This window comes from Anaerococcus hydrogenalis DSM 7454 (genome assembly GCF_000173355.1).
GTDB lineage: Bacteria > Bacillota > Clostridia > Tissierellales > Peptoniphilaceae > Anaerococcus > Anaerococcus hydrogenalis.
Map to the genome: position 1 here is coordinate 53,061 of NZ_ABXA01000002.1, position 20,689 is coordinate 73,749.

The 20,689-nt window shown below is 29.4% G+C and carries 21 protein-coding genes and 4 pseudogenes; all 25 read right to left on the minus strand.

Annotated elements, in window-relative coordinates:
• Positions 1-133: 133 nt before the first annotated feature.
• Positions 134-473: pseudogene (locus ANHYDRO_RS00430) on the minus strand (phage replisome organizer N-terminal domain-containing protein); the annotation flags it as partial.
• A gap of 125 nt (positions 474-598) precedes the next feature.
• The gene (locus ANHYDRO_RS00435; RefSeq protein ID WP_004812259.1) at positions 599-1,126 is read right to left on the minus strand and encodes a PcfB family protein; all 528 of its coding nucleotides are present in this window, start codon (positions 1,124-1,126) and stop codon (positions 599-601) included.
• Positions 1,127-1,309: 183 nt separating this feature from the next.
• Positions 1,310-1,483 (minus strand): hypothetical protein, encoded by a 174-nt coding sequence (locus ANHYDRO_RS10020; RefSeq protein ID WP_004812262.1) that lies wholly within the window; start codon positions 1,481-1,483, stop codon positions 1,310-1,312.
• Positions 1,484-1,556: 73 nt separating this feature from the next.
• Positions 1,557-3,197, minus strand: coding sequence for a MobQ family relaxase (mobQ, locus tag ANHYDRO_RS00445; RefSeq protein WP_004812263.1), 1,641 nt, complete (start codon positions 3,195-3,197; stop codon positions 1,557-1,559).
• 334 nt (positions 3,198-3,531) lie between these two features.
• Positions 3,532-3,822 carry a DUF3847 domain-containing protein gene (locus ANHYDRO_RS00450; RefSeq protein ID WP_004812265.1) on the minus strand — a complete coding sequence of 97 codons (291 nt, stop codon included), beginning with the start codon at positions 3,820-3,822 and terminating at the stop codon, positions 3,532-3,534.
• A gap of 179 nt (positions 3,823-4,001) precedes the next feature.
• Entirely contained in the window at positions 4,002-4,439 is a 438-nt protein-coding gene (locus ANHYDRO_RS00455; RefSeq protein WP_004812269.1) for a hypothetical protein, read from the minus strand.
• Positions 4,426-5,835 carry a hypothetical protein gene (locus ANHYDRO_RS00460; protein ID WP_039913610.1) on the minus strand — a complete coding sequence of 470 codons (1,410 nt, stop codon included), beginning with the start codon at positions 5,833-5,835 and terminating at the stop codon, positions 4,426-4,428. Before ANHYDRO_RS00460 ends, ANHYDRO_RS00455 begins: the two co-directional genes overlap by 14 nt.
• A 262-nt stretch (positions 5,836-6,097) precedes the next feature.
• Complete coding sequence (locus ANHYDRO_RS10075; protein WP_187366939.1) at positions 6,098-6,253, minus strand: hypothetical protein; 156 nt, start codon at positions 6,251-6,253, stop codon at positions 6,098-6,100.
• A gap of 166 nt (positions 6,254-6,419) precedes the next feature.
• Entirely contained in the window at positions 6,420-6,587 is a 168-nt protein-coding gene (locus tag ANHYDRO_RS09485) for a helix-turn-helix transcriptional regulator (RefSeq protein ID WP_004812273.1), read from the minus strand.
• A 292-nt stretch (positions 6,588-6,879) separates the two neighbouring features.
• A complete protein-coding gene (locus ANHYDRO_RS00465; RefSeq protein ID WP_004812275.1) occupies positions 6,880-8,505 on the minus strand; it encodes an ATP-binding cassette domain-containing protein in 1,626 nt (541 codons plus the stop codon).
• A gap of 9 nt (positions 8,506-8,514) precedes the next feature.
• Complete coding sequence (locus tag ANHYDRO_RS09280; RefSeq protein WP_162010660.1) at positions 8,515-8,697, minus strand: hypothetical protein; 183 nt, start codon at positions 8,695-8,697, stop codon at positions 8,515-8,517.
• 13 nt (positions 8,698-8,710) lie between these two features.
• A complete protein-coding gene (locus ANHYDRO_RS00470; RefSeq protein WP_004812279.1) occupies positions 8,711-9,976 on the minus strand; it encodes a radical SAM protein in 1,266 nt (421 codons plus the stop codon).
• A 104-nt stretch (positions 9,977-10,080) separates the two neighbouring features.
• Complete coding sequence (locus tag ANHYDRO_RS00475; RefSeq protein WP_004812281.1) at positions 10,081-10,260, minus strand: hypothetical protein; 180 nt, start codon at positions 10,258-10,260, stop codon at positions 10,081-10,083.
• 153 nt (positions 10,261-10,413) lie between these two features.
• Positions 10,414-11,607, minus strand: a complete 1,194-nt coding sequence (locus ANHYDRO_RS00480; RefSeq protein WP_004812283.1) for a hypothetical protein — start codon at positions 11,605-11,607, stop codon at positions 10,414-10,416.
• A complete protein-coding gene (locus tag ANHYDRO_RS00485) occupies positions 11,600-12,487 on the minus strand; it encodes an ABC transporter ATP-binding protein (protein WP_004812284.1) in 888 nt (295 codons plus the stop codon). The genes ANHYDRO_RS00480 and ANHYDRO_RS00485 overlap by 8 nt, the downstream gene beginning before the upstream one ends.
• Complete coding sequence (locus tag ANHYDRO_RS00490; protein WP_004812287.1) at positions 12,468-13,256, minus strand: hypothetical protein; 789 nt, start codon at positions 13,254-13,256, stop codon at positions 12,468-12,470. Before ANHYDRO_RS00490 ends, ANHYDRO_RS00485 begins: the two co-directional genes overlap by 20 nt.
• Positions 13,253-13,789 (minus strand): RNA polymerase sigma factor, encoded by a 537-nt coding sequence (locus ANHYDRO_RS00495; protein WP_244261601.1) that lies wholly within the window; start codon positions 13,787-13,789, stop codon positions 13,253-13,255. Before ANHYDRO_RS00495 ends, ANHYDRO_RS00490 begins: the two co-directional genes overlap by 4 nt.
• A gap of 269 nt (positions 13,790-14,058) precedes the next feature.
• Positions 14,059-15,840: pseudogene (locus ANHYDRO_RS00500) on the minus strand (DUF4368 domain-containing protein).
• A 96-nt stretch (positions 15,841-15,936) separates the two neighbouring features.
• Positions 15,937-16,931, minus strand: a pseudogene (locus tag ANHYDRO_RS09490) (type IV secretory system conjugative DNA transfer family protein); the annotation flags it as partial.
• The gene (locus tag ANHYDRO_RS00515; RefSeq protein WP_004812298.1) at positions 16,924-17,658 is read right to left on the minus strand and encodes a phage antirepressor Ant; all 735 of its coding nucleotides are present in this window, start codon (positions 17,656-17,658) and stop codon (positions 16,924-16,926) included. The gene ANHYDRO_RS00515 and the pseudogene ANHYDRO_RS09490, both read right to left, overlap by 8 nt.
• Positions 17,655-18,140, minus strand: a complete 486-nt coding sequence (locus ANHYDRO_RS00520; protein ID WP_004812300.1) for a PcfB family protein — start codon at positions 18,138-18,140, stop codon at positions 17,655-17,657. The genes ANHYDRO_RS00515 and ANHYDRO_RS00520 overlap by 4 nt, the downstream gene beginning before the upstream one ends.
• Positions 18,133-18,960 (minus strand): ATP-binding protein, encoded by an 828-nt coding sequence (locus ANHYDRO_RS00525; protein ID WP_004812301.1) that lies wholly within the window; start codon positions 18,958-18,960, stop codon positions 18,133-18,135. The genes ANHYDRO_RS00520 and ANHYDRO_RS00525 overlap by 8 nt, the downstream gene beginning before the upstream one ends.
• Entirely contained in the window at positions 18,957-19,730 is a 774-nt protein-coding gene (locus tag ANHYDRO_RS00530; protein ID WP_004812303.1) for a replication initiator protein A, read from the minus strand. The genes ANHYDRO_RS00525 and ANHYDRO_RS00530 overlap by 4 nt, the downstream gene beginning before the upstream one ends.
• Before the next feature lie 82 nt (positions 19,731-19,812).
• Positions 19,813-20,094 (minus strand): CD1845 family protein, encoded by a 282-nt coding sequence (locus ANHYDRO_RS00535; protein ID WP_004812305.1) that lies wholly within the window; start codon positions 20,092-20,094, stop codon positions 19,813-19,815.
• Between the two features lie 63 nt (positions 20,095-20,157).
• Positions 20,158-20,689, minus strand: a pseudogene (metG, locus tag ANHYDRO_RS00540) (methionine--tRNA ligase subunit beta); the annotation flags it as partial.

The following is a 20,689-nucleotide window of genomic DNA, read 5'->3' on the forward strand; positions in this document are numbered from 1 at the left end:
TTTTCTATCTCTCCCTCTATCTCTTTCTCTATCTCTATATCTTTCTCTATCTCTATCTCTTGTCGGACATGGGTTGGACTCATTAAGGACAATGTCCTCTGTTTATTTTGTCTGTATCTTCTTTTTTTCTCTGCCCAGGCTGTTTCTGATCCTATTAAGTTTGGTATTTCAGTTAAATAGTATTCATCATTTTCTGTTACAACTTCTAGTAAGCCTTGATTGATTAAATAATTAACTGTGACCATTACATCATCGTCTGTTTCATCTATGGTTAGTGCTAACTCTTTTATAAAATCACTTTCTACTCCGTCATAATAGAGTTTGCCCTCATCTTTTAGGCTTAGTAGTAGAAGTTTTAGGTAGATTATCGTGTAGGTATCTCCTCCCGATATTCTCCTTAGTCTTTTTATCCTTTTGTCTGTGAAAAATTCTTCTTTCAATTTTATCCAATAATATCTTTTGTTTGTTGCCATATCTGCTCCTTTCTTGATTTTCGATAATCGAAATTCTTGATTTCCGATTTTCGGAATTCTGGACTTCTGCTTTTCGGAAGTCTTGTTATTATGGTTATTTAAGGGTGTAACTTTTCGTTACTCCCTTAGATTTCTCTGGTCATATCTTTTTTGTTTGGTTTTACTTTTTCTTTTACTTTTCTTTTGACTTTTTCTTTTGTCTTATCCTTGTTCTTGGATAGATTTTTATATTTCTTTATTTGTTTTAGGATACTTTCTTTTTCTCTTTTATTTTCTTTGGCTATGACTTGTTTAAAGGCATATTCCATTACTTTTATGTCTTTTGCTTGGAAAAATACTTCATAGTTTTGGTTTTCTTTGTTTTTCATTACTGAAAACTTTACTCCAATTTTGTTTAGTTCTTTTTTTAAGTCTTTTAGGTCGCTTTGATCTATGCTTATGTTTTCTAGTTGTCCTTTCTTGTAGAGGTCTTTTATTTTTATTTCATCGCCCATAAAACTTTTGAGGTTTCCGTTTGCTTTTTCTAAAGTATCATTCATCTTTTTTCTTATTTCTTTGTCTAAGTTGATTAATTCTTTTGCTGCCTTTATTGTGTATGATATTATGGTTTGTGCTGCTTGACCTGCTTCTTTGCTTATTTCTTCGTTTATCATGTTTTATCTCCTTTGTTTGAATTAAAAAAATGGAAGTATAGGCTTTAATTTTTCTATACTTCCCTTTAATTGTTTTTATTTGGTTGTTGGCGGTGGTGGAATGCCTTATTTTGATGTTTATATAGCTTTCTTAGGTCTTTATACCTTTTATACTTTTAAATAGCTTAAAATATCTTTCCACCTTTAATAGTTTATGTGTGTTCTTTGGTCTGATAGATAGTTTTTCATGTTAGAATATATAATCTGTATTTCTTCATTGTTCATTGCTTTTATTTCTTCTGTGCTTCTATATGTTTTGTATGTTCCATCTTGATCTGCTTTTATGAGTTCATCTATTAGCTCTTGCCTTTTATTCATCTCTATTACCTCCTAGATCTGCCTTTATTTTCTTGGTCATATTATAGCTTGGATAAGATATTTTTACCAGGTCTTATCTTTCTTGATTCATTTTCTTGTTTTTCATACTTTCTCTGTATTCATTATCTTTATTAACTTGGTCTTGGAATTTTTTAATCTGTGCTATTACACTTGGTTTTTCACCTTGTTTTATTAGCTTATCTATTTCTATGGATAAGTCTATACCTAATTCTTTGTTTACAAAATCTACTGAATATTTTATATGATTAATTTCCTGGTATTCATCTTTTATCTTGTCTTTCTCTTTATTTATTTCTTCAAGATTTGCCATTAAAAGATTTTTTTCTTCATTCCATTTTTTAGGACTTAGTTTTTCCTTATCTGATAGGAGTTTTTTTAATTTCCCGCTTACTACTTTATATTGGTCTATGTCTTTCTTATGTTTGTTATAGAATGTGTCTTTTGTGAATATATTTTTCTTTTGATATTCTTCATAAACTTCTTTTTTGGATTTGTAGATTTCATAGTATAAAATTTTCTTTTCTACATCTTCCATTTCTTTATGGATTGTCTTTGCTTTTTTATTTAGTTTGTAGCTATTAGACTTTAAAGATTCTATTTTTGTTTGTAACTGACCTATGGTTTCTATGTCATTTTTTCTTAAATAACTATATGCACTTGTTAGCTTTTTGAAGTCATATTTTTCTTTATTAGTTTTTGCATATTCTCTTAGATATTTACTTTTTTCTTTTTGAATTTCTGAATAAGTTAATAGATAATTTGTTAGATTGAAAAGTTTAGGGTTGTCTATTACCTTATCTCTTTCTATATCCTTAAATTTTTCATAAGCAGTAGATAGATTATCTAATAAATTTCCTATCCAACCCTTTAATGTTTTTATCTCTTCTTTTATTGTTTTTACAAGGTTATTATATTTTCTTATTTCTCTATTATAGTTTCCTTTGTCAGTTTCTATTCCCTTTCTTTCCATTGCACTTGCTGCTGATCCTAAATGGATTGTCGGTAGATAATCTGAATTTTGTCTTTTAAAACTCCTATGGTCTACTCTTTTTTCTATCTTGTTTTTTGCTAGATATTCATTGCAAAGGTCTGAAAAATTTTCTCTCCATTTTTCTACATTGCCCTTATCATTCCAGGTTGTTAGTTCTACTTTTCTTGTCTTTGGTTTTCCATTTTTGTTTAAAATCTTTTCTCCTTTTTCATCTAGGATATATTCTTTTTTTGACTTTGCTAAGAACTCTCCTTTTTCGTTTATGGGTCGCATTATGGTCATTATATGACAATGGATATTTCCATTTTTGTCTTGACTCTCATCATGGATTGCATAATCTACTATCATTCCTTGTGATGTTAGATTTTCTTTTATAAATCTTTCAACTAGGTTTTTATTTTCACTTAAAGTTAATTCTTTTGGTAGTCCTATTATGAATTGTCTTGCTAGTTGTGCATTAGAATTTTTTTCTGCCATTTCTACTTTATTCCATAAGGTCGACCTATCATTAAATTCTTTTGGTATATGATCAGGCAATATTATATTTTTTACTAATACTTTTTCTTTTCTTGTATAGTCATGGGTTACTCCGTCCCATTCATTTTTTATTTTTTCTCCACTTATATATGCTGCACTTGCTACTGCACTTTTGCCTTTTCCTCTTGATATTATGTTTACTGAAAAATGAAAACTGTCTACCATTTTTATCACTTCCTTTCTTTTTTTTGTTGTTTTAGGTGGAGGCTTAATAGATTTTTATATCCACTTTGTGAATGAGCATTTTGAAATGATAGAATAGAAAAAGCCGACTACTGAATTAATTTTTGTTGTTTCAGTATGTCGGCTTAATTGTTACTTTCATTTCAAATTTTAAAAATCAAGGGCGAGCGTTAGCGAGTTTATTTACCCTTGACTTTTAAAAAGCGAATGGTTGTTGCTCCCTGCAAGGGTTTGGCTCCGCAGGACGCAAGCACCCTTTAGGGTGTATAATTGCGCCCTTAGAAAATCTAAGGGAGATTTGATTATTTTATTTTTCTTAATTTTCTCTCATTATTTTTAGTGTTTCTTTAAATTCTTTTGTTTTTGTTGCTTCTTCTAGTAGAATTTTTATTTCTTCATCTGTTAGCTCTTCTGCATTTTCTATAAGACTTTCTAAGATTGCTCCTCTTGTTATGAGCCTATGAGTTCTTTCTTTTCTTTTTTTTACTATGTCTTGTTTTAATATCTTCTTTTCTTGATTTTTTAGTTGCCTTAATCTTTCTTCTGTATCATCAATTTTATCTTTTATTTCTTTTGACTCTTGACTTATTTGTTCTAGTTTTTTCATACTAATCTCCTTTCTTGTATTAAAAAAAGACGATGAAGATATACTCTCCCCGTCTTTAGGTTGTTCTCTACTTAAATATTAAATTTAAAATATTTATATCCTCCTTTTGTATTTTTAGCAATAAAAGTGGCAAAGAATTTTTTTCTTTTCTTAGCCACTTTTATCAATAATTAATATTTTTAATTAACACTTATGTTAATTATATTTTTAATTTTTTCGGTAAGGTCATTTTCTGTAATGTATGTTCTAAATACTTTGCCATTTTCATAACATTCTATATAAGTATTGTCACTTTCTGCATAAATCAACAACTTAGTTTTACCATCACTTACAATTTCAATAAATTTCATTGGTTCTATCTTTAACCAATCATCTTTATCTAACTCTTTAATATCATTTGCAATTAAAAGATCAGACAGTTCTTTTTTTATTTCTTTTGTAAACTTGACATTTTTATATGCATCTCCATCACTAAAGTCTATTTCATAATAATTTTCTGGTAAAATTTCTCTTATTTTTTCATAGCTTTTGTCATTATTAAAGTATAAAAATATAATAATAACAGCAATAAAAGATATTATAGATATGAGTAAAACATTCTTTTTATTTATAACCATTATAGTTTCTATTTCCTCTGAATCTTATTGGACAATATTCTGGTACTGCATCCGCCGCTTTCAAAGCTGCATTTCTAACCGAAATATTCTTATCAAGTTTTTTCCAAAGTTGTACTGAAAAATCATAAGAAAGCTTTTGACCAACACTTTCATACCAACCTAAAAATGCCTTGTTTGAAGTTGTTCCATCATATATACCAAAGGCATTCGCCCAATCACTATTTTTTCCAGTATTACATGCATCTAAATAAATAAACTTATAATTTCCAGATGGAACATTATTTCTATGAAACTGTCTATCTTTATTATCTTTATCCTTTTTTGAAGATATAACATCAGTACTTCCATGAGAACAAGAGTAGAAAGCTTTCACACCGCTTTTCAAAATATTTGGTACTTCTGTTCGAAAATTTTGAGAGTTTTTTGATTTAATTGGAGTATATCCCAATTTTGATAATCCTTTTTTAGCAGCATTTATACTTTCTATTGTATATGTTAATTCTGGAGCACCAATTATGCCACCAAGTTCTTTATAAATATCTCCGCCTATACAATCACCAGTTTTAGCATCTATATAAATCTCTCCAATTGAGTTTTTAAACACATATGCAACTTTTATTTGACCCACATCTACATTCATACCTGTATATTTTTCAAACATCGCATTAGTTTTTACTGTTTTAATTCTATCAAAATTTAAATCACTTTCTATTCCAATTTTTTCAAATACTTTTATTGCAATACTCTTCGCATCATTATAATCAATAAAGTTATCCTTTAATCCAATATCTGATATGTCTCCAGATCTATGAAAAAGAATCAATTCATTATTCTTTTTATCTATTATTACGTTTATATAATTAAACGTATCTTCAACATTGTCGTCTACATAATTAAATTTGAATAATACTGTTGAATCATCAACATCATATTCATTTGTAAGTTCATATTTTTCATTTTTAATTAAATTATTTTTCACATAATCTAAAGTTTCCATAGTTGAAGTAAAATTTATTTTTTTATTGTTTTGAATTCTCTCTAAACTATCATTTGCATTTTCTGACAATCTATCTATATAATTTATTAGATTATCTTCAACAACTGCATATGATGTATTATTAAACTTTACTATGTCTCCCTTAACATCACTCGGTATATCTACATTTGATGTATTATTAAAATTTATATTGCTTTCTTTAATATTACTTAGTGTATTAACATCATTAGTGTCAGTATAAAATTCAGAGCTTTCAAAATTTGCTCCTAAATTTTCTAGAATAGTTACATAATCTAAATCATCCTTTGATTGAGCATATGCTGATGAAGCAAATACATTTGTTGCCATTGCTGTTAACAGCATTACCATGGCTATTAATAGAGTAAATCTTCTCTTCATTTCTATCCTCCTCATATAATTTTGTCCTTCCTCAATATATTTGACATTAAAATCAAATATTATCTATTTTTCCAACTGTTGTTTCTAGCTATATTATAAAATATAGCATCTAAACTAATCGCCATTACTATATCTCATAGGATTTAAATCCATTATTTCACCTCCTATCTATCTTACATATGAGTTTATCTTTACCTTTCCTGATAATGTTTTATTTGATTCATTATCAATCGTAACAACATATCTACTTCCTCTATTAGCCTTAACATTTAATATTGAGTCTGAAGAAAAAAAATTTGTTATATATAATTTTTCCATCTTCTTCAATAATTACCTGATATTTAATTTCACCTGAGCAAGACATATCTTTTAATCTAACTGTAAAACCATCATGAACTGGACCTGTCCAGGTATCCATGTTAAATTCATAGTCTATCTTATCAAATCTACTTAATCTTATATTCTCATCAACATTTGCTGCTCTAAGACCTGTCCTCGATACTTCTCCTAATCCTAACTTTTGATACTCTTCGTCACTTATTATTTGAACCCTATCTCCTAATAAAGTTTAATTAATACTATATCTATTGTTTCGTTTGACATTTTGAGCATCTGTATCTACCTGTACCATCCAAGTCAAATATTTGGTATATACAAACGACCAAAGCATTTGCTATATCGTTAGCAGTTTTAAGGCTCGGAATTGTTTTCCCAGTTTCTATTTTATTTATACTAGTTCTTGATATTCCCACTTTTTTCCAAATCTATGTTGCGATTAACCTAAAGGTTTACGGTATTTCTCAATATAAGTAGGTAACCTATTATCATAACCACAAAATCACTTAAGCATATTTTTTTAACACTTTACTCCACCTTTAATATCAGCATTATCCGATACCACATCATTCTGTAATTTGTAGAGGTTATAATATAACCCCTTATTTTTAATTAACTCATTATGGTTACCAATCTCAATAATATGACCATTATCTATAGTTATAATAAAATCAGCACTTTCAACTATTTTATTAAATCTATGTACAATTACAATTTTAATTTTTCTTTTGAATCTTCTGCAATTGTATTAAATATAGCATTTTCCGAAACCAAATCAATTGATGCATTCGGTTCATCAAAAATATATAAATCTCTATCACTTACCAATGTTCTACCAAGTGCAATTTTTTGCCACTGACCAATTGATAATTGCAATCCTTCATTAAATTGATATCCAAGCTGTTGATTTTTCTTCAATATCAAATCATCGAGTTGTACTTTTCCCATTACTTCATCAATATCATCTTTTTTATAATTAGCATCAATTTTACCATATCTAATATTGTCACTAATACTTGTTTCAAACTTTATATAATCTTGAAATAGCACTCCAACTTTATTTCTATATGAATCTAAATTTATATTTCTCCTATCAATGTCATTAATTAATATTTCACCTTCATAATCATTATATATACCCATGATTATTTTCATTAAAGTTGATTTCCCTGAGCCGTTATTACCCATAATTATATAAGTTTTCCCCGACTCTATTTCTAAGTTAATATTTTTTAATACATACTCATTCTGATTTTGATATTGATATGAAACCCCTTTAAATTTTATTGTATTAATTTCGCCTATAACAATCCCATCCTTATTAATATCTTCTTCTTCAATATTAAAAAATTCTTTGATTTGTTCAATCATTGCAGAATTTTTGTACAAAAATGAAAGTTGCGAGAACATTGATAAAACGCTGCCTTTTAGGCTATCAATTGAGTTATTATATAATACAAAAAAACCAATTGAGATAATATGATTAAAAGCTTGGATAATTATAAATACTGTAATCATAAAATCTACTAATAATTCAAATAAAGATATTATCCCATATGTTATTGCTCTTTTGTTATGTAATTTAATAAATTCTATATTACATATATTCTTGATATTTTTATATTTTCTTATAAAAAAGTTAAATAAATTAAACATCTTAATTTCTTTAAAATGTTCGGCATTAGTTAATATGTGGGATATGTACGAACACTTTCTTAATTTTTCTGTATTTTGTTTTTCTACCTCATACTCTAATAAATTATATTTTTTCTCAAATAAATATCTTACTATGGGTAGAACAATTACTATGAAAAATATTGCAATATTATATTTTAGAATAATTATCATATAAGAGATTGTACTAATTACAGATGAAACTAAAGAAAACAATGTCTTTACACTTCCTAAAATCCCAGCATTAGCATCATACTGTGTCCTGTTAATAAGATCATATGTTTTACTTCTTTCAAAATCTTTACAGTCCAGTAAAGAAACTTTAGTTAATATATTTTCTTGAAAATAAGCATCAAATTGCAACTCATAATTTTCTATCTTAAGTTGTGTGAAGATTTGAAATATCGTTGATAATAATTCGAAACATGATAAAAATACCATCCATATAATGACAGTTCGAAAATCTCCAGTTCTATACTGTATGCAATCAATTACCTTTTGTATTATTAATAGTAGAATAATTGGAGTCACTCCACTCAATATTGAATCTATACACAAACATATAAAATATCTTTTACTGTAACAATATACCCTTTTTAATGACCAAAGAATATTTAAAAACAATCCTTTTGTAGTTACATCCTTTTTCTTCATTATCATATATCTTTATCATCTAAACTCGATTTCTGACATTGCTTTTTTTAATCTTTCAGGATCTCTTTCAAATACTGTAAAATAATTAACGAACATATCTTTTACGATTCGTCTCGATGTATCGCACATTCCATCAGTTTCATACCTATTTGAATCGTCTGTAGTTATTGAACTCTCATAACAAACGCCACACATCATCCTTGCCCAGCAATTATTGCATTTTTTTACGATAATTTTTCGCATATTCATCAATATAAATTTTGTAGATCCTATCATAATCATATCCATCAAAACAATTCCCTAACGGAGGAATATTTCCAACTTTTTCACATGGTCTAAAATCTCCTTGTGTCGTCACGTATAATCGTCTTTGTCCTGGCAAACAGTTTCCATGTAAAAACGACCTATCTATTATATCATCTGATTTTATTCTATCGGCAACCCTTACAAGTTCTTTATTGATCAATCCGAAATATTCAGACGAAACACCATTGGTTTCAAAATCTTCAACTGCAATACCTTCAAGCGGACTAATTTCTAAATTCTTATTCTCTTCCACTACATTATTTTTGTCATAATCAAATACCATATCACCTACATCTACATACGAATAATTTATGTTTATTTCTTTTGGTACTCCTAGTTCAGTCCTAAAATAATCACTTATTTTATTTAACTTCTCCTTTGTATACGGTGGTGTAATAACGCAATTTATCATCAATGTCCTTCTATTATCAGGATTATAAAAGTTTTTTAAGAGTTTACAGAAATTTTTGGTCGCAACTTCATATGAACCTGTTCCACTAATATTACATCTATATTTATCATGGAATTTTTGGGGTCCATCTAAACTACAAACAATCTCTAAATCTTCCAACTGACTAAAATAGCTTATCATATCATCTGTAATGAGAGTTAAATTAGTCGTAAATCCGAAACTCTTTTTCACTTTAGGATAATTATCTTTAAAATATTCAATGGTTTTTTTCATAAGCTCAAACTCAACTAACGGCTCTCCTCCATAATATGTAAGGGCAAATTCATCCCCATCATACTCCTTCATTAAATAGTCAATGCTTTTCTTTGCTATATCAAAGTTCATTGTCTTATTAGAAAATCCTCTATGATCTGGATGATGATCATTGTATATGCAATATCCACATCTTAAATTACAAGCTTCAGTCAGTTCAAGTACTATCTGTTCACACTTTCCTTTTACTGAATCTTCGAATTCTTCTCGTGTAGGAATTACAAAATCCCAAGAACTATTCTCATTAAATAGATTTTCTTGTCTTACAAACTCTCCAAAAACTTTATTATTTGAACACTCGTTTTTTAAACTTGTTTCGCCAGACAAGATTCTATCAATAATTTCTACTTCTGAGTCATCACATAAAACAACCTTACCTGTCGCAGTGTCATAATAATATTTATTATCTTTTGTTTGAAATATCATGCCATATTTTTGAACATTCATCCCTTAATCCTCCTATCGTTATCATGTTATTACGGCGGAGGATAGTTTCTGTAAACTACAGCCATCCCCCGCCAGTATTAAGCTATTTTAGAATAATTAAACTGTTAAGCATCTTTTGCCTTTTTAAAATTAGCATTGTTATTCTCTGTATTTCCTTTTATACAGCTACAGTTGCAATTCCAAAATGGTTGCCATGGACCTCTTGTACTTTTCCAACCACTGTCGCATACACATCCTGCTCTTCTAAGTACAGGTGTTCCTGTTGAATCATTAATAATCTTCATTGTTTTTTCCTCCTTTGTTGAGTTAATTTATATTCCCAATAATCAGTTATATTTACAATATTCGCTTGCTACTATGCTCAATATATGCATATAGGATCCCTAATTGGCACTGCAACAAGCTACATACCACTTTATAGCTGATTATTTAGAAACTTAGTTTTGACAACATTTGCTAAATGTTGAATAAACAAATGGAATCGTTATTATTACAATAATCGAATACATCACTATTATCATAGGTATCTGCATAACTACTTTCCCTAAAACTTGATACAATAAAGGTATCTTAATACAGTTATATACATTTATTAACTGATCTGGTGTTATGTTGAAAAAGCCATCAAAAGGTAATACTCTACCAATAAATGGAGATACCACAAATAATATCATAGGAACGCATAAGCTTATAAGTGGTGAATGTGTTTTAGCTGATACAAGCATTGTCAACACACTTGAAAGCAAACTCCCTACATAACCCGCAAGCATAATAACAAAATATCTTTCTAAAAATGTATAGTTGTACATGCAATAACTATATTCAATTTGAATTGGTGAATTAGCTCCACTGACACCCATAAATGCAAAGGATATAATTGAAAGAATAAGCATTGCTCCCCAATAAATAATTGTCGCCATAAACAATCCTGTTAGTATCTTAGTCTTAGTCCCTCTGCTTCTACCTAATTTTGTACTAAAGAATACAGACTCTGCTTTCAGTTTAAAATCTTCAGAAAATATTCCAGATGTAATAAATGATATAGATATAATCAATATTATTGCATATGTTGTTGAATATAGCCCCATAGTAATCCATGAATCTGCAGGTGCGTAATCAAATGGAGTAACAAGCTTTGAATATTGTTTCTTCAAAAATTCTGTTTTCTCCTCTGTAGTCCCATATTCGTTGATTAAGTGAACAATATTATCATCTCTTATAGCATACATATTTCTTGCCATATCTGAATCTAATGCATCAAATCTTGTATAGTCTATATCCCCTCCATAAGATATAGTGCTAACCATAAAATCTTTTATATCCATATATTTTTGCATATTATCAGCATATATGTTCTCTGGGATTTTGTTTCCATATTCACTTTTAATTTGCTTATCTGTATTTACTATATCTTCAAAAATATCAGAGTTTAACTTCCCTGCATACTCAGCTTTAGCTTCAGTTAATTGCCTTGCAGCAAATAATCCATTATGTGTAATCCCATCCTTATCTACATAACTTACACTCCATACAGCAAATATACTTAAAACTACTGCCACGACCAATAAAAATAGTAATACAAGCCTATTTATACGATTACTAAATACTATATTAATTTCATGTTTAATCATATTTATCTCCACCTTCTATCCCAAAGTAATAGAAAAACAAATCTTCAAGTGTGGCATCAACCAACCTAGCATTATCATCCGGCTTATTTTCTGATAAAATTCTTAGTTCTGTATATTTCCCATTATTATTTATTGCACTGACAGAACTTTTAAATCTGCTGATAAATCCTTCTGCTTCATCAGTCTTTAAACAATACAGCCAAACCTTACAAGGAATGTTTGAACACAATTCTTCAACTGTACCTTCTTTTATAATTTTCCCTTCCTTCATGACAAATACTTTCTTGGCAATAGCTTCTATATCGGAAACAATGTGTGTAGATAAAAGTACAATCTTACCTTTTGCAAGTTCACCTAATAAATTTCTACATTTTATCCTTTCAATTGGATCAAGTCCAGCCGTAGGTTCATCAAGTATAAGTATTTTAGGATCATTTAATAATGCTTGAGCAATACCTACACGCCTCTTCATTCCTCCGGATAGTTCTTTCATTTTTTTAAGCGAATGTTCCTTCATTCCTGTTGTTTCTAGTAAAATATCAATACGTCTTTCTGCCACTTTATTCTTTAAACCTTTTAAAGAAGCAATATAGGCAAGATACTTTTTTACGCTAAGATTGGGATAAAACCCAAATTCTTGTGGAAGATAACCTATAATATCCCTATATTGAGCATCCATATTAAATATATCCATACCATCATAACATATAGAACCTTCTGTAGGCTTCAAAACGGTACATATCATTCTCATAAGCGTAGTCTTGCCTGCACCATTTGAACCAAGTAATCCATATAGTCCTGCTTCCATTTCAATCGAAACATTGTTAACAGCCTTCATATTTCCAAAACTTTTTTTTACTTTATTCAAAACTAAACTCATTGATTTTCACCTCCAAGTGACTAATGTTGTTGTGCAAGGCTTTTCTAATATAATAAATTGTTAATAAGATACTTGTACTAAACATCACCACCCAAACAAAAGGAGTTATTTTTAAATAGATATTCTCGTTTAATACAATTATCATCCAAACCATATTTACAGCAATACATATAATCATTGTTATAAGTTGGTTAAAATATTTTCTTCCAGAAAATGCCTTCATACAAATCATTGAAGCAATCATAATTGGAAATATAAATTGCTTTAAAATATCTGCAAACATGATTTCTTGCATCTGCACAGCATAAATACAAAACAGTGTCAAAATAGTAGTATCAACAAAACCAAAAGCTATAAGTTTAGCTGCATATATTTTTTGTAAATTGAAAATTGAAGTTTCCTCAATCTCTATTGACTTATTCTCAATATTCCTCCATAACTCAGGAATTACGAGTATAACAAACAATGAGGCTATTATGCTTAATCCTCTTTGTACATAAGCTTCACCATCCGAAATAGATAACCATTTTGCTGCAATAAAAAGCAAAAATGCTTGTGCAAGCCACCACTCTTTTTTCATGATTCGGACTTGTATAATAATAAATTCAATAAATCCAATTCTACTTTCGTTATCTTTGCTATTTATCAATTCTCTAGCTTTGAGAACTAAACTATCTATTGCTTCCTTAGACGGTTTCTGCTCATTTTGTTTATTCATATTTTTGAGAATTTTTTCTAGTCTATCTTCAAAAAAATTCATCTGTTTCATATTTCACCTCCTAAATACTTTTTTATCATTTCTTTACCTTTCCTCAATCTGTATTTTACAAGTTCTAATGAAATACCGCATATATCAGCAATTTCTCGCTGTTTCATATCAAGAAAATAATACATGATTATAATCTCTCTAATATCTGATGGTAGTTTTTTAACTGCTTGCCTAACATATAAAGATTCTATTGTTCTTTCGGATTCATTAAAACTTGATGATACCTCATAGTCAATACATTCAATTGAAATATCTTTATTACTTTCTTTTTTTCTCTCATCAATACACTTATTGCGAGCAATCGTATATAAATAGTTTAAAAGTTTACCCCTATGTTTATATTGAGTAATTTTCTTTAAAAAAATCAAAAATACCTCTTGTGTTAAATCTTCGGCTGTATGTATATTCTCGGAATGATACTTGCAGTAATCAAAGACTTTCTTATAATATTTTCGAATTATTATTTCTGCAGCCTTATCATCACCATTTCTAATGCGACAGACAAGAAAAAAATCTATGCTAATATCTAACAATTCTCCTACCTCTAAAATAGCCTTATATAATATATAACGATTGTAATACAAAAAAAGATAGTTTTTTATATCTTGAAAAATATTTTCTTATCTCTTGTATTCGTACTGTTCTTCAAGGTTTTATTAACAATAAATATATCTCATATTATTTAACAGTCTCATCATTTCAGCAATACTAAAATCATCTTGCAAAAAATGGTTAATATTTTTTTAGAATATCAATTAATATTGGTAAAATTAGTTTACTATCTTATTGGTATTCCTGTTTTTTAAGTTTTTAGTTTTTTCTGTTCTCTCCTTGCCTTATACCTTTCCTCATATTCCTGTTGTTTCCCATTTGCTTTACGCTTTAGATAATTTTGATGAAGTCTGTCCCTTCTCTCATTAATTTTTCGTTCTTCTTCCTCAAGTTTTGATCGTTCTTCTTCGCTTAATTCTTCTTTTGGAACTTAATAATTTCCGATGAAGTTAAAATATATTTCTATCTTTTGCTTTGATGTTTGACTGCCTTTTCTATCCCTTTCATGAATGATTATCTTCTCTACAAACTCATTTATCATTGTGTTTGTTAGATCATCAAAGTTTTCATAACGACTAATAAGGGACATGAATTTTCTTACCCTATCTGTTTCATTTTCATATCTTGATATTTCAAGTTCTAAGTCTCCAATCTCTTTACTTAGAGCTCTTTGCTCTGTTTCGTATTGGCTATTAAGTATCTCATATCTACTGCTTGGTATTTTTTCTAGTATCATATCCTCGTAAATACGGCACATAAGCCTTTCTAACTCTTGTATCCTCGACTTATTATTAATTAGCCTTACTCTTTGTTTTTCTATCTCTACTTTTTCCTTTTCTTCCATTTCATTTTGAATGGAACGGGTAAAGGCTTCATTATCTTCATCAAGATAATTTTTTATATCTTTTAATGTTTCTTGGATAAGGTTTAAGACTACTTCTGCTTTTATCCTGTGAGCTGATGGACAAAGTGTCCCGCAAGGCACTTTCTTATAATTACTGCAAACATAATAAGGAATATTCTTATAGTTATTTGTCCTATGAACATACATCTTGCTCCCGCAATCTGCACAATACATCAATCCTGTTAGTGGGTGATATTCTCCCCAACCATCAGGATACCTTTTTACATTTCTTCTTATCCTTTGCACATTATCAAAGGTTTCTTGGTCTATGATTGCTTCATGAGTATTTTCAAAGATGAGCCATTTATCTTCGGATACATATTTACTTTTCTTATCCTTGAAATGCTTTCTTGTTTTAAAGTTAACTGTATGCCCTAAGTATTCTTTTTTCTTTAAGATACTGGCAATTGTTGAACTACACCAACGATACGGATATTCAAAGTTTTTGCTTTGATGTAATCCATATCCCATTTTTTGCTGATGATAAGCGGGTATATCTATCTTATCTGCTTCCAGTATCTTTGCTATTTTGTATGGTCCCGCTCCGTCCATTGTAAGATTAAATATTCGTCTTACTATCTCGGCTGCTTTTTCATCTACAACCCACTTATCTTTGTCTTTTTCATCTTTGATGTAGCCATAAGGTGGAGTGCTTGCCGTATGCTTTCCGCTTTCTCCTTTTGATCTAAATGTAGATTGTATTTTTCTTGAAGTATCTCTTGCATACCATTCATTCATAATGTTTCTAAAAGGGGTAAAATCATCTTCTCTGTAAAAACTGTCTACATTGTCATTGATAGCAATCAGTCTTACGCCCTTTTGTCTTAATATCTCCATACATTGACCGACTTTGAGATAATCTCTACCGAGTCTACTCATATCCTTTACGATGATACAACCGATATTTCCAGTATTTACTCCATTCATCATTTCCATAAAGCCTGGTCTATCAAACTGTGTCCCGCTTATTCCGTCATCTGTAAAATGGATGATGTTGGTTAAATTATTGTTACTTGCATATTCTTCAAGGATTTTCTTTTGATTAACGATTGAGTTACTTTCTCCTTCAAGTTCATCATCTCGACTTAATCTCTCATAGAGTGCTGTTATCTTTTCAAAATTCCTCACTTTTTCCTCCTTCCTCTTAATTTCTTAAATAAAAAAGAATTAAGAAGTCCATATTTCACTAAAACAGTGATTAAGTGTTCTCCTTAATTCTATTACTCCTGCTGCCAGTTTATATTTCTTATATTGCTTAACTGCAAAATGACTTGGATCTTTCTTTTCAAGAGCTTCAAAGAGCCTATCAATTGGGTTCATATAGGTTTCGTCATCTTCTCTAACTTCACTTGCGTCAATCATATCTAAAAGCGTTTTAAAATTCTTTTCTTCTTCTGGTGCTTCATAATAAATATAACCGATGAGGGCAGTATAATATAACTTTTCAGCCTTTACCCAGAAATCTTCTCCTGCCTTTTCTCCATCTCCCTTGGTGTTAGCAATTATGGTTTGGACAAGCTTTAAAATATCTTTTTCACTTCTCAAATATGCAAAGGGATTGTATTTCATAGACTTTTTAAAGTTTATTGTGTTTAAAATCTTTATATCATATCCATTTTCGTAGAGCATTTTCCCACACTCTAACACAAGTGTCCCCTTAGGGTCTGTTACTACATAGGAAGAGTGCATTTGCATTAGATTTGGCTTTACATAAAATCTCGTTTTACCTGATCCAGAACCACCTATTACTAATACATTTTTATTCCTAGCGTATTTAGGATTTTTAGGTCTTGAGTTCATTGTAAGTCTTTCGGTATTAGTTATAAGAACATTATTTTCAAACTTAGGGTCAATATAAGGAGCAATATCCTTACTTTCTCCCCATCTTGCAGATCCATACTCTTTACCTTGCCTATATTTCTTTTTGTTTTTCCTTTACTATAAACAATTAGCTTAACAATAGCAGCAACTGAAATACCTACCAACAAGTCCCTTGGATTAAGGCTTGGTATATAGGATAAAGTTCCTATATCAGAAATTCCCACCATTATTCTATCAATAATATCTCCTCCTACATAAGAATTTATGTGCTTAGAAAAGATATTTCCAATGTAGAAAAAGGATAAATAAGGAATGTTTGATAATATAAATTTCTTTGGGTTGTCTATTTTAATTAAGTTTTTAATATCAGAAAGAATAGCTTCTAATACCTTATTCATCGTAGAAACCTTCACTATCTAATAAAATTAGTAGGTAGTGTCTTCCCTTTGGTGTTATAAATGTTTGTATTCCTACAAGTGTACCTAGTGGATCAACCCATTCTTTTACTTTAAAATATCCCTTGTTCTTATCTGCATAAGGTAAGAGTTTCTTTTTCTTATCTCTATAAATTAATCCCTTATCCATTAGAAAACTTATAAACTGATTTTGTGGTATTCCTAACTCCTTGGCAGTATTTCTAAAGTTTGTAAGTAGGTTGTAATCTACTAATTTGTCATAATAGTCTGCCTTTGGTCTTAATTCTTCAATCTCTTCTTCTCTTTTGGCAATAATTCTATTGGCTACTAGAATTGCATCTGCAAGTAGCTCTTCGTTAGTTTTCTTTTCTTGACCAGCTATATATCCTCCATTTTTTCTAATGCTCGGTAAAACTTCTCTAGTTACCCAAGCTTTGAATATTTTTGCTTGTGGTAGTTTTGATGAGAGGATAAGTGAATACAATCCTGACTCATTAATTATTGAAATATTCTGTATTCCTCCAAGGGTGTTCCATTTCGTTACACCCTTATCTTCCTCGTCTACATGGTCATAAACAGCTTTTCTTGGATTGACATATCCTAGCATAGTTGCTACTTCATTTGCTATAAAGAAAAACTCACCATCTTTTTCTATAACAGTGAGTTTCCCAAAATTCTTATTTTCAAATGTTTTTAAATTACTTATCATAAGCTTTGCTCCTTATGTTTATTTTTAACTTTATCTTTACTAATGGTGTCCTTAGCCATATCTTTAAACTTATTTATAGTATTCGTTATTGAATCTTTTCTATCGGCCTTTCTTTCAGAAGCCTTAACTGCTTTTTTAAAGGCGTGTTCCATTACCTTTATATCCTTAGATTGAAAAAACACAGAGTGGTTACCAGTTTCCTTATCTTTCATAACAGAAAACTTCACTCCGTGTTTATTTAAAATTTTCTTTAGTTCTTTTAACTCAGGATCTTTTAGATTAATTTCTTCTAACTGTCCCTTTTTAACCATATCTTTTAGTTTTACTTCTTCTCCGTTATTTTTTATTACATTTTTCAAGCCTCCTTGTTCTTCTATTTGCTTGTGTACTTTCTTTAAGGCATCAAGAATTGCTTTACTTGTTGCTTTTGCAAGTCTTACTTCAAGATTAAGACTTGACCTTGATACTTCTTCATTAATCATCTATTCCACCTCCATATAAAAGTAACTCTTTGTATTTTCTTAACTTCTCTTGATGGATTTTTCTTCTAAAATCTTCTCCCGTAACTTTAACTGGTATTGTCATTTCAAGTATTCTTGAATATATTCTCTGATACTCAAGGTCAATATTAGGATTTTGAATAATTTCCAATGATAAGTTTGTAGTAAAAATTGTCGGCTTACCCTTTAAGTATCTTGAGTTTATAATGTTATATACTTGTTCTCTTGCATAAGATGTATCTCTTTCAATTCCAAGGTCATCTAATATTAACAAAGGAATATTAGAGAGGTTACTTATTATTTCATTTGAATCTAGCTTAAATGCTGATTTTTGTATTTGGTTTATAACCTGAGATAAATTCATAATCTTAACTTTAACTTGCTTTCTTTCGATTAATTCATTTGCAATAGAACAAGCAAGATAAGTCTTTCCACTTCCAACATCTCCATAGAATAAAAGTCCAACATTATCTTTTTTCATTTGTTCAAAGCTTTTAGCATAGTTGTAAGCAACCTTATAGGCTTGACCTTTTTCATTTAAGTATTTCTCAAAATTATATTGGTGTTGGAGTGGCGATGAGAAACAATCTCTTTTTAGCGATGATATTTTCATCAGTCTTTCTCTTTCTTCATTTTCCTTATCTCTTTTTATTTCACATTCACATTTAATTCTGGGAATAAACTTTGTAAATCCAAGGTCAAGTAATTCTCCATCGACTCTTTTACCACATAGCTTGCAATAGATATGTCCATTTCTTTCAACATCATTTTCTCTTAATACAAAATCTTTTAAGTTCTTCATAAACTCTCTCCTATATCGTAATTCATTTTCCTTGTTGTATTATCATTAATGTTTTTTGCCTGATCATTAAGATACCAATTAATTATCGTTGCCTTGTGATCTTGATACTCTCTGTTATTTGCTTTCATATACGATGATAATCTATCAATGTACTCACTAATTCTGCTCCCCAACTCATTTGTTAAGTCTTTGTATTCTTCATCAGTCAAAAATATATTTTTATATATTCCATAAGGCTTTTGCCCTTTACTAAAATTATTCTTTCTTAACTCATTATTACTAATATTGTTATAGTTACCTTCCGATTTTCGAAAATCTTGACTTTCGATATTCGAATCTCTTGAATTTCGATTATCGAACTTCTGGAATTTTGTTTTTCGAACTTCTTGATTTTTTAATTCCATATTATTAAATATGCTCATAAAGTCTTTAACATAAATTCTGTTAGGCTTTCCCAGTCCTTGTCTTTTCTTCTCAATCAGTCCTATTCCTGACTTAATATCAAGTTCGGCTATTAATTTATTTGCTTTTTCACTTGCACAATTAAATTGATCTTTTATACTTTCAATTGTGTAGTAAATAAAGACTTTTCCATCTTCATCTATCCAGCCATTTTTATATGAAAGACCCATTCGATTAAGCATATATGAATACAAAACTTTAGCTTCAATAGAAATGCTCTTAAAAATCTCATCTTCCATTAATACCATAGGTAACCTAATGAAGTTATACATCTCAGATTGCCTATTATAAAAATAATCAAAATTCATCCTTACCTCCTTTCTTTGAAATAAAAAAGACGATAGAATTATTACTTTCTATCGTCTACGATTGTCTAATATTTATTTTTCTTTAAATTGATTTTATTGTATAGTTTAATAATTCTAATAATCCAATAACATATACACCTAATTTAGGTAATCCAAATGGACTAAATAAAAATGCTAATATTAGTGCTTCAATTACAATTTGCTTGTCTCCTTGAAAAATGCTAGCTAATCCAATTATAAAAATCAAAGTAGAAACTACGCTTAACAACGCAGTACTCAAACTTAATATGAAGGTTAAAAAAGCTATGAGCAAACCCAACACTAATCTTATCGGTAATAAAATTATTCTAATTATCCATCTCATACATACTCCTAAAAATTAAACTGGGATTCATAACAAACCCCAGTTTCATAATTAGCGTGTCCTTTAATATAATTTTGATCCTGCTGGAATATTATCATCCAACATTATTAAGTTAAGTTTTTCTTCTCCGTCGTACTCACAAATTGCAGATATAATCATACCTTCTGAGTCGATTCCCATCATCTTACGTGGAGGAAGATTACAAATCGCAAGCAATGTCTTTCCAATTTAAGCTCTCTGCACTGTAATATTCCTTAATACCAGATAAAATAACTCTTTCTTTTTCAGAACCATCATCTAATGTAAATTTCAATAGTTTTTTTGACTTAGGAACTTCTTCGCAGTTTTTGACTTTTACAACTCTAAAATCAGATTTTGAGAATGTATCAAAATCAACCATATCTTCAAATAATGGCTCTACTTTACTTTTGAAAAGTCGATTTTTCTGTCGTAAGTTTGTCGTAAGTTTCGTAAGTTTCTTTTGACGAATCCCCATTTTCTGCCTTTCTAAGCCTATTGGCTTCATTGTTGGGAAAAGTAGGACGTCTCTTATTGAATGTTGACCTGTAAGAATCATAATTAACCTATCAATTCC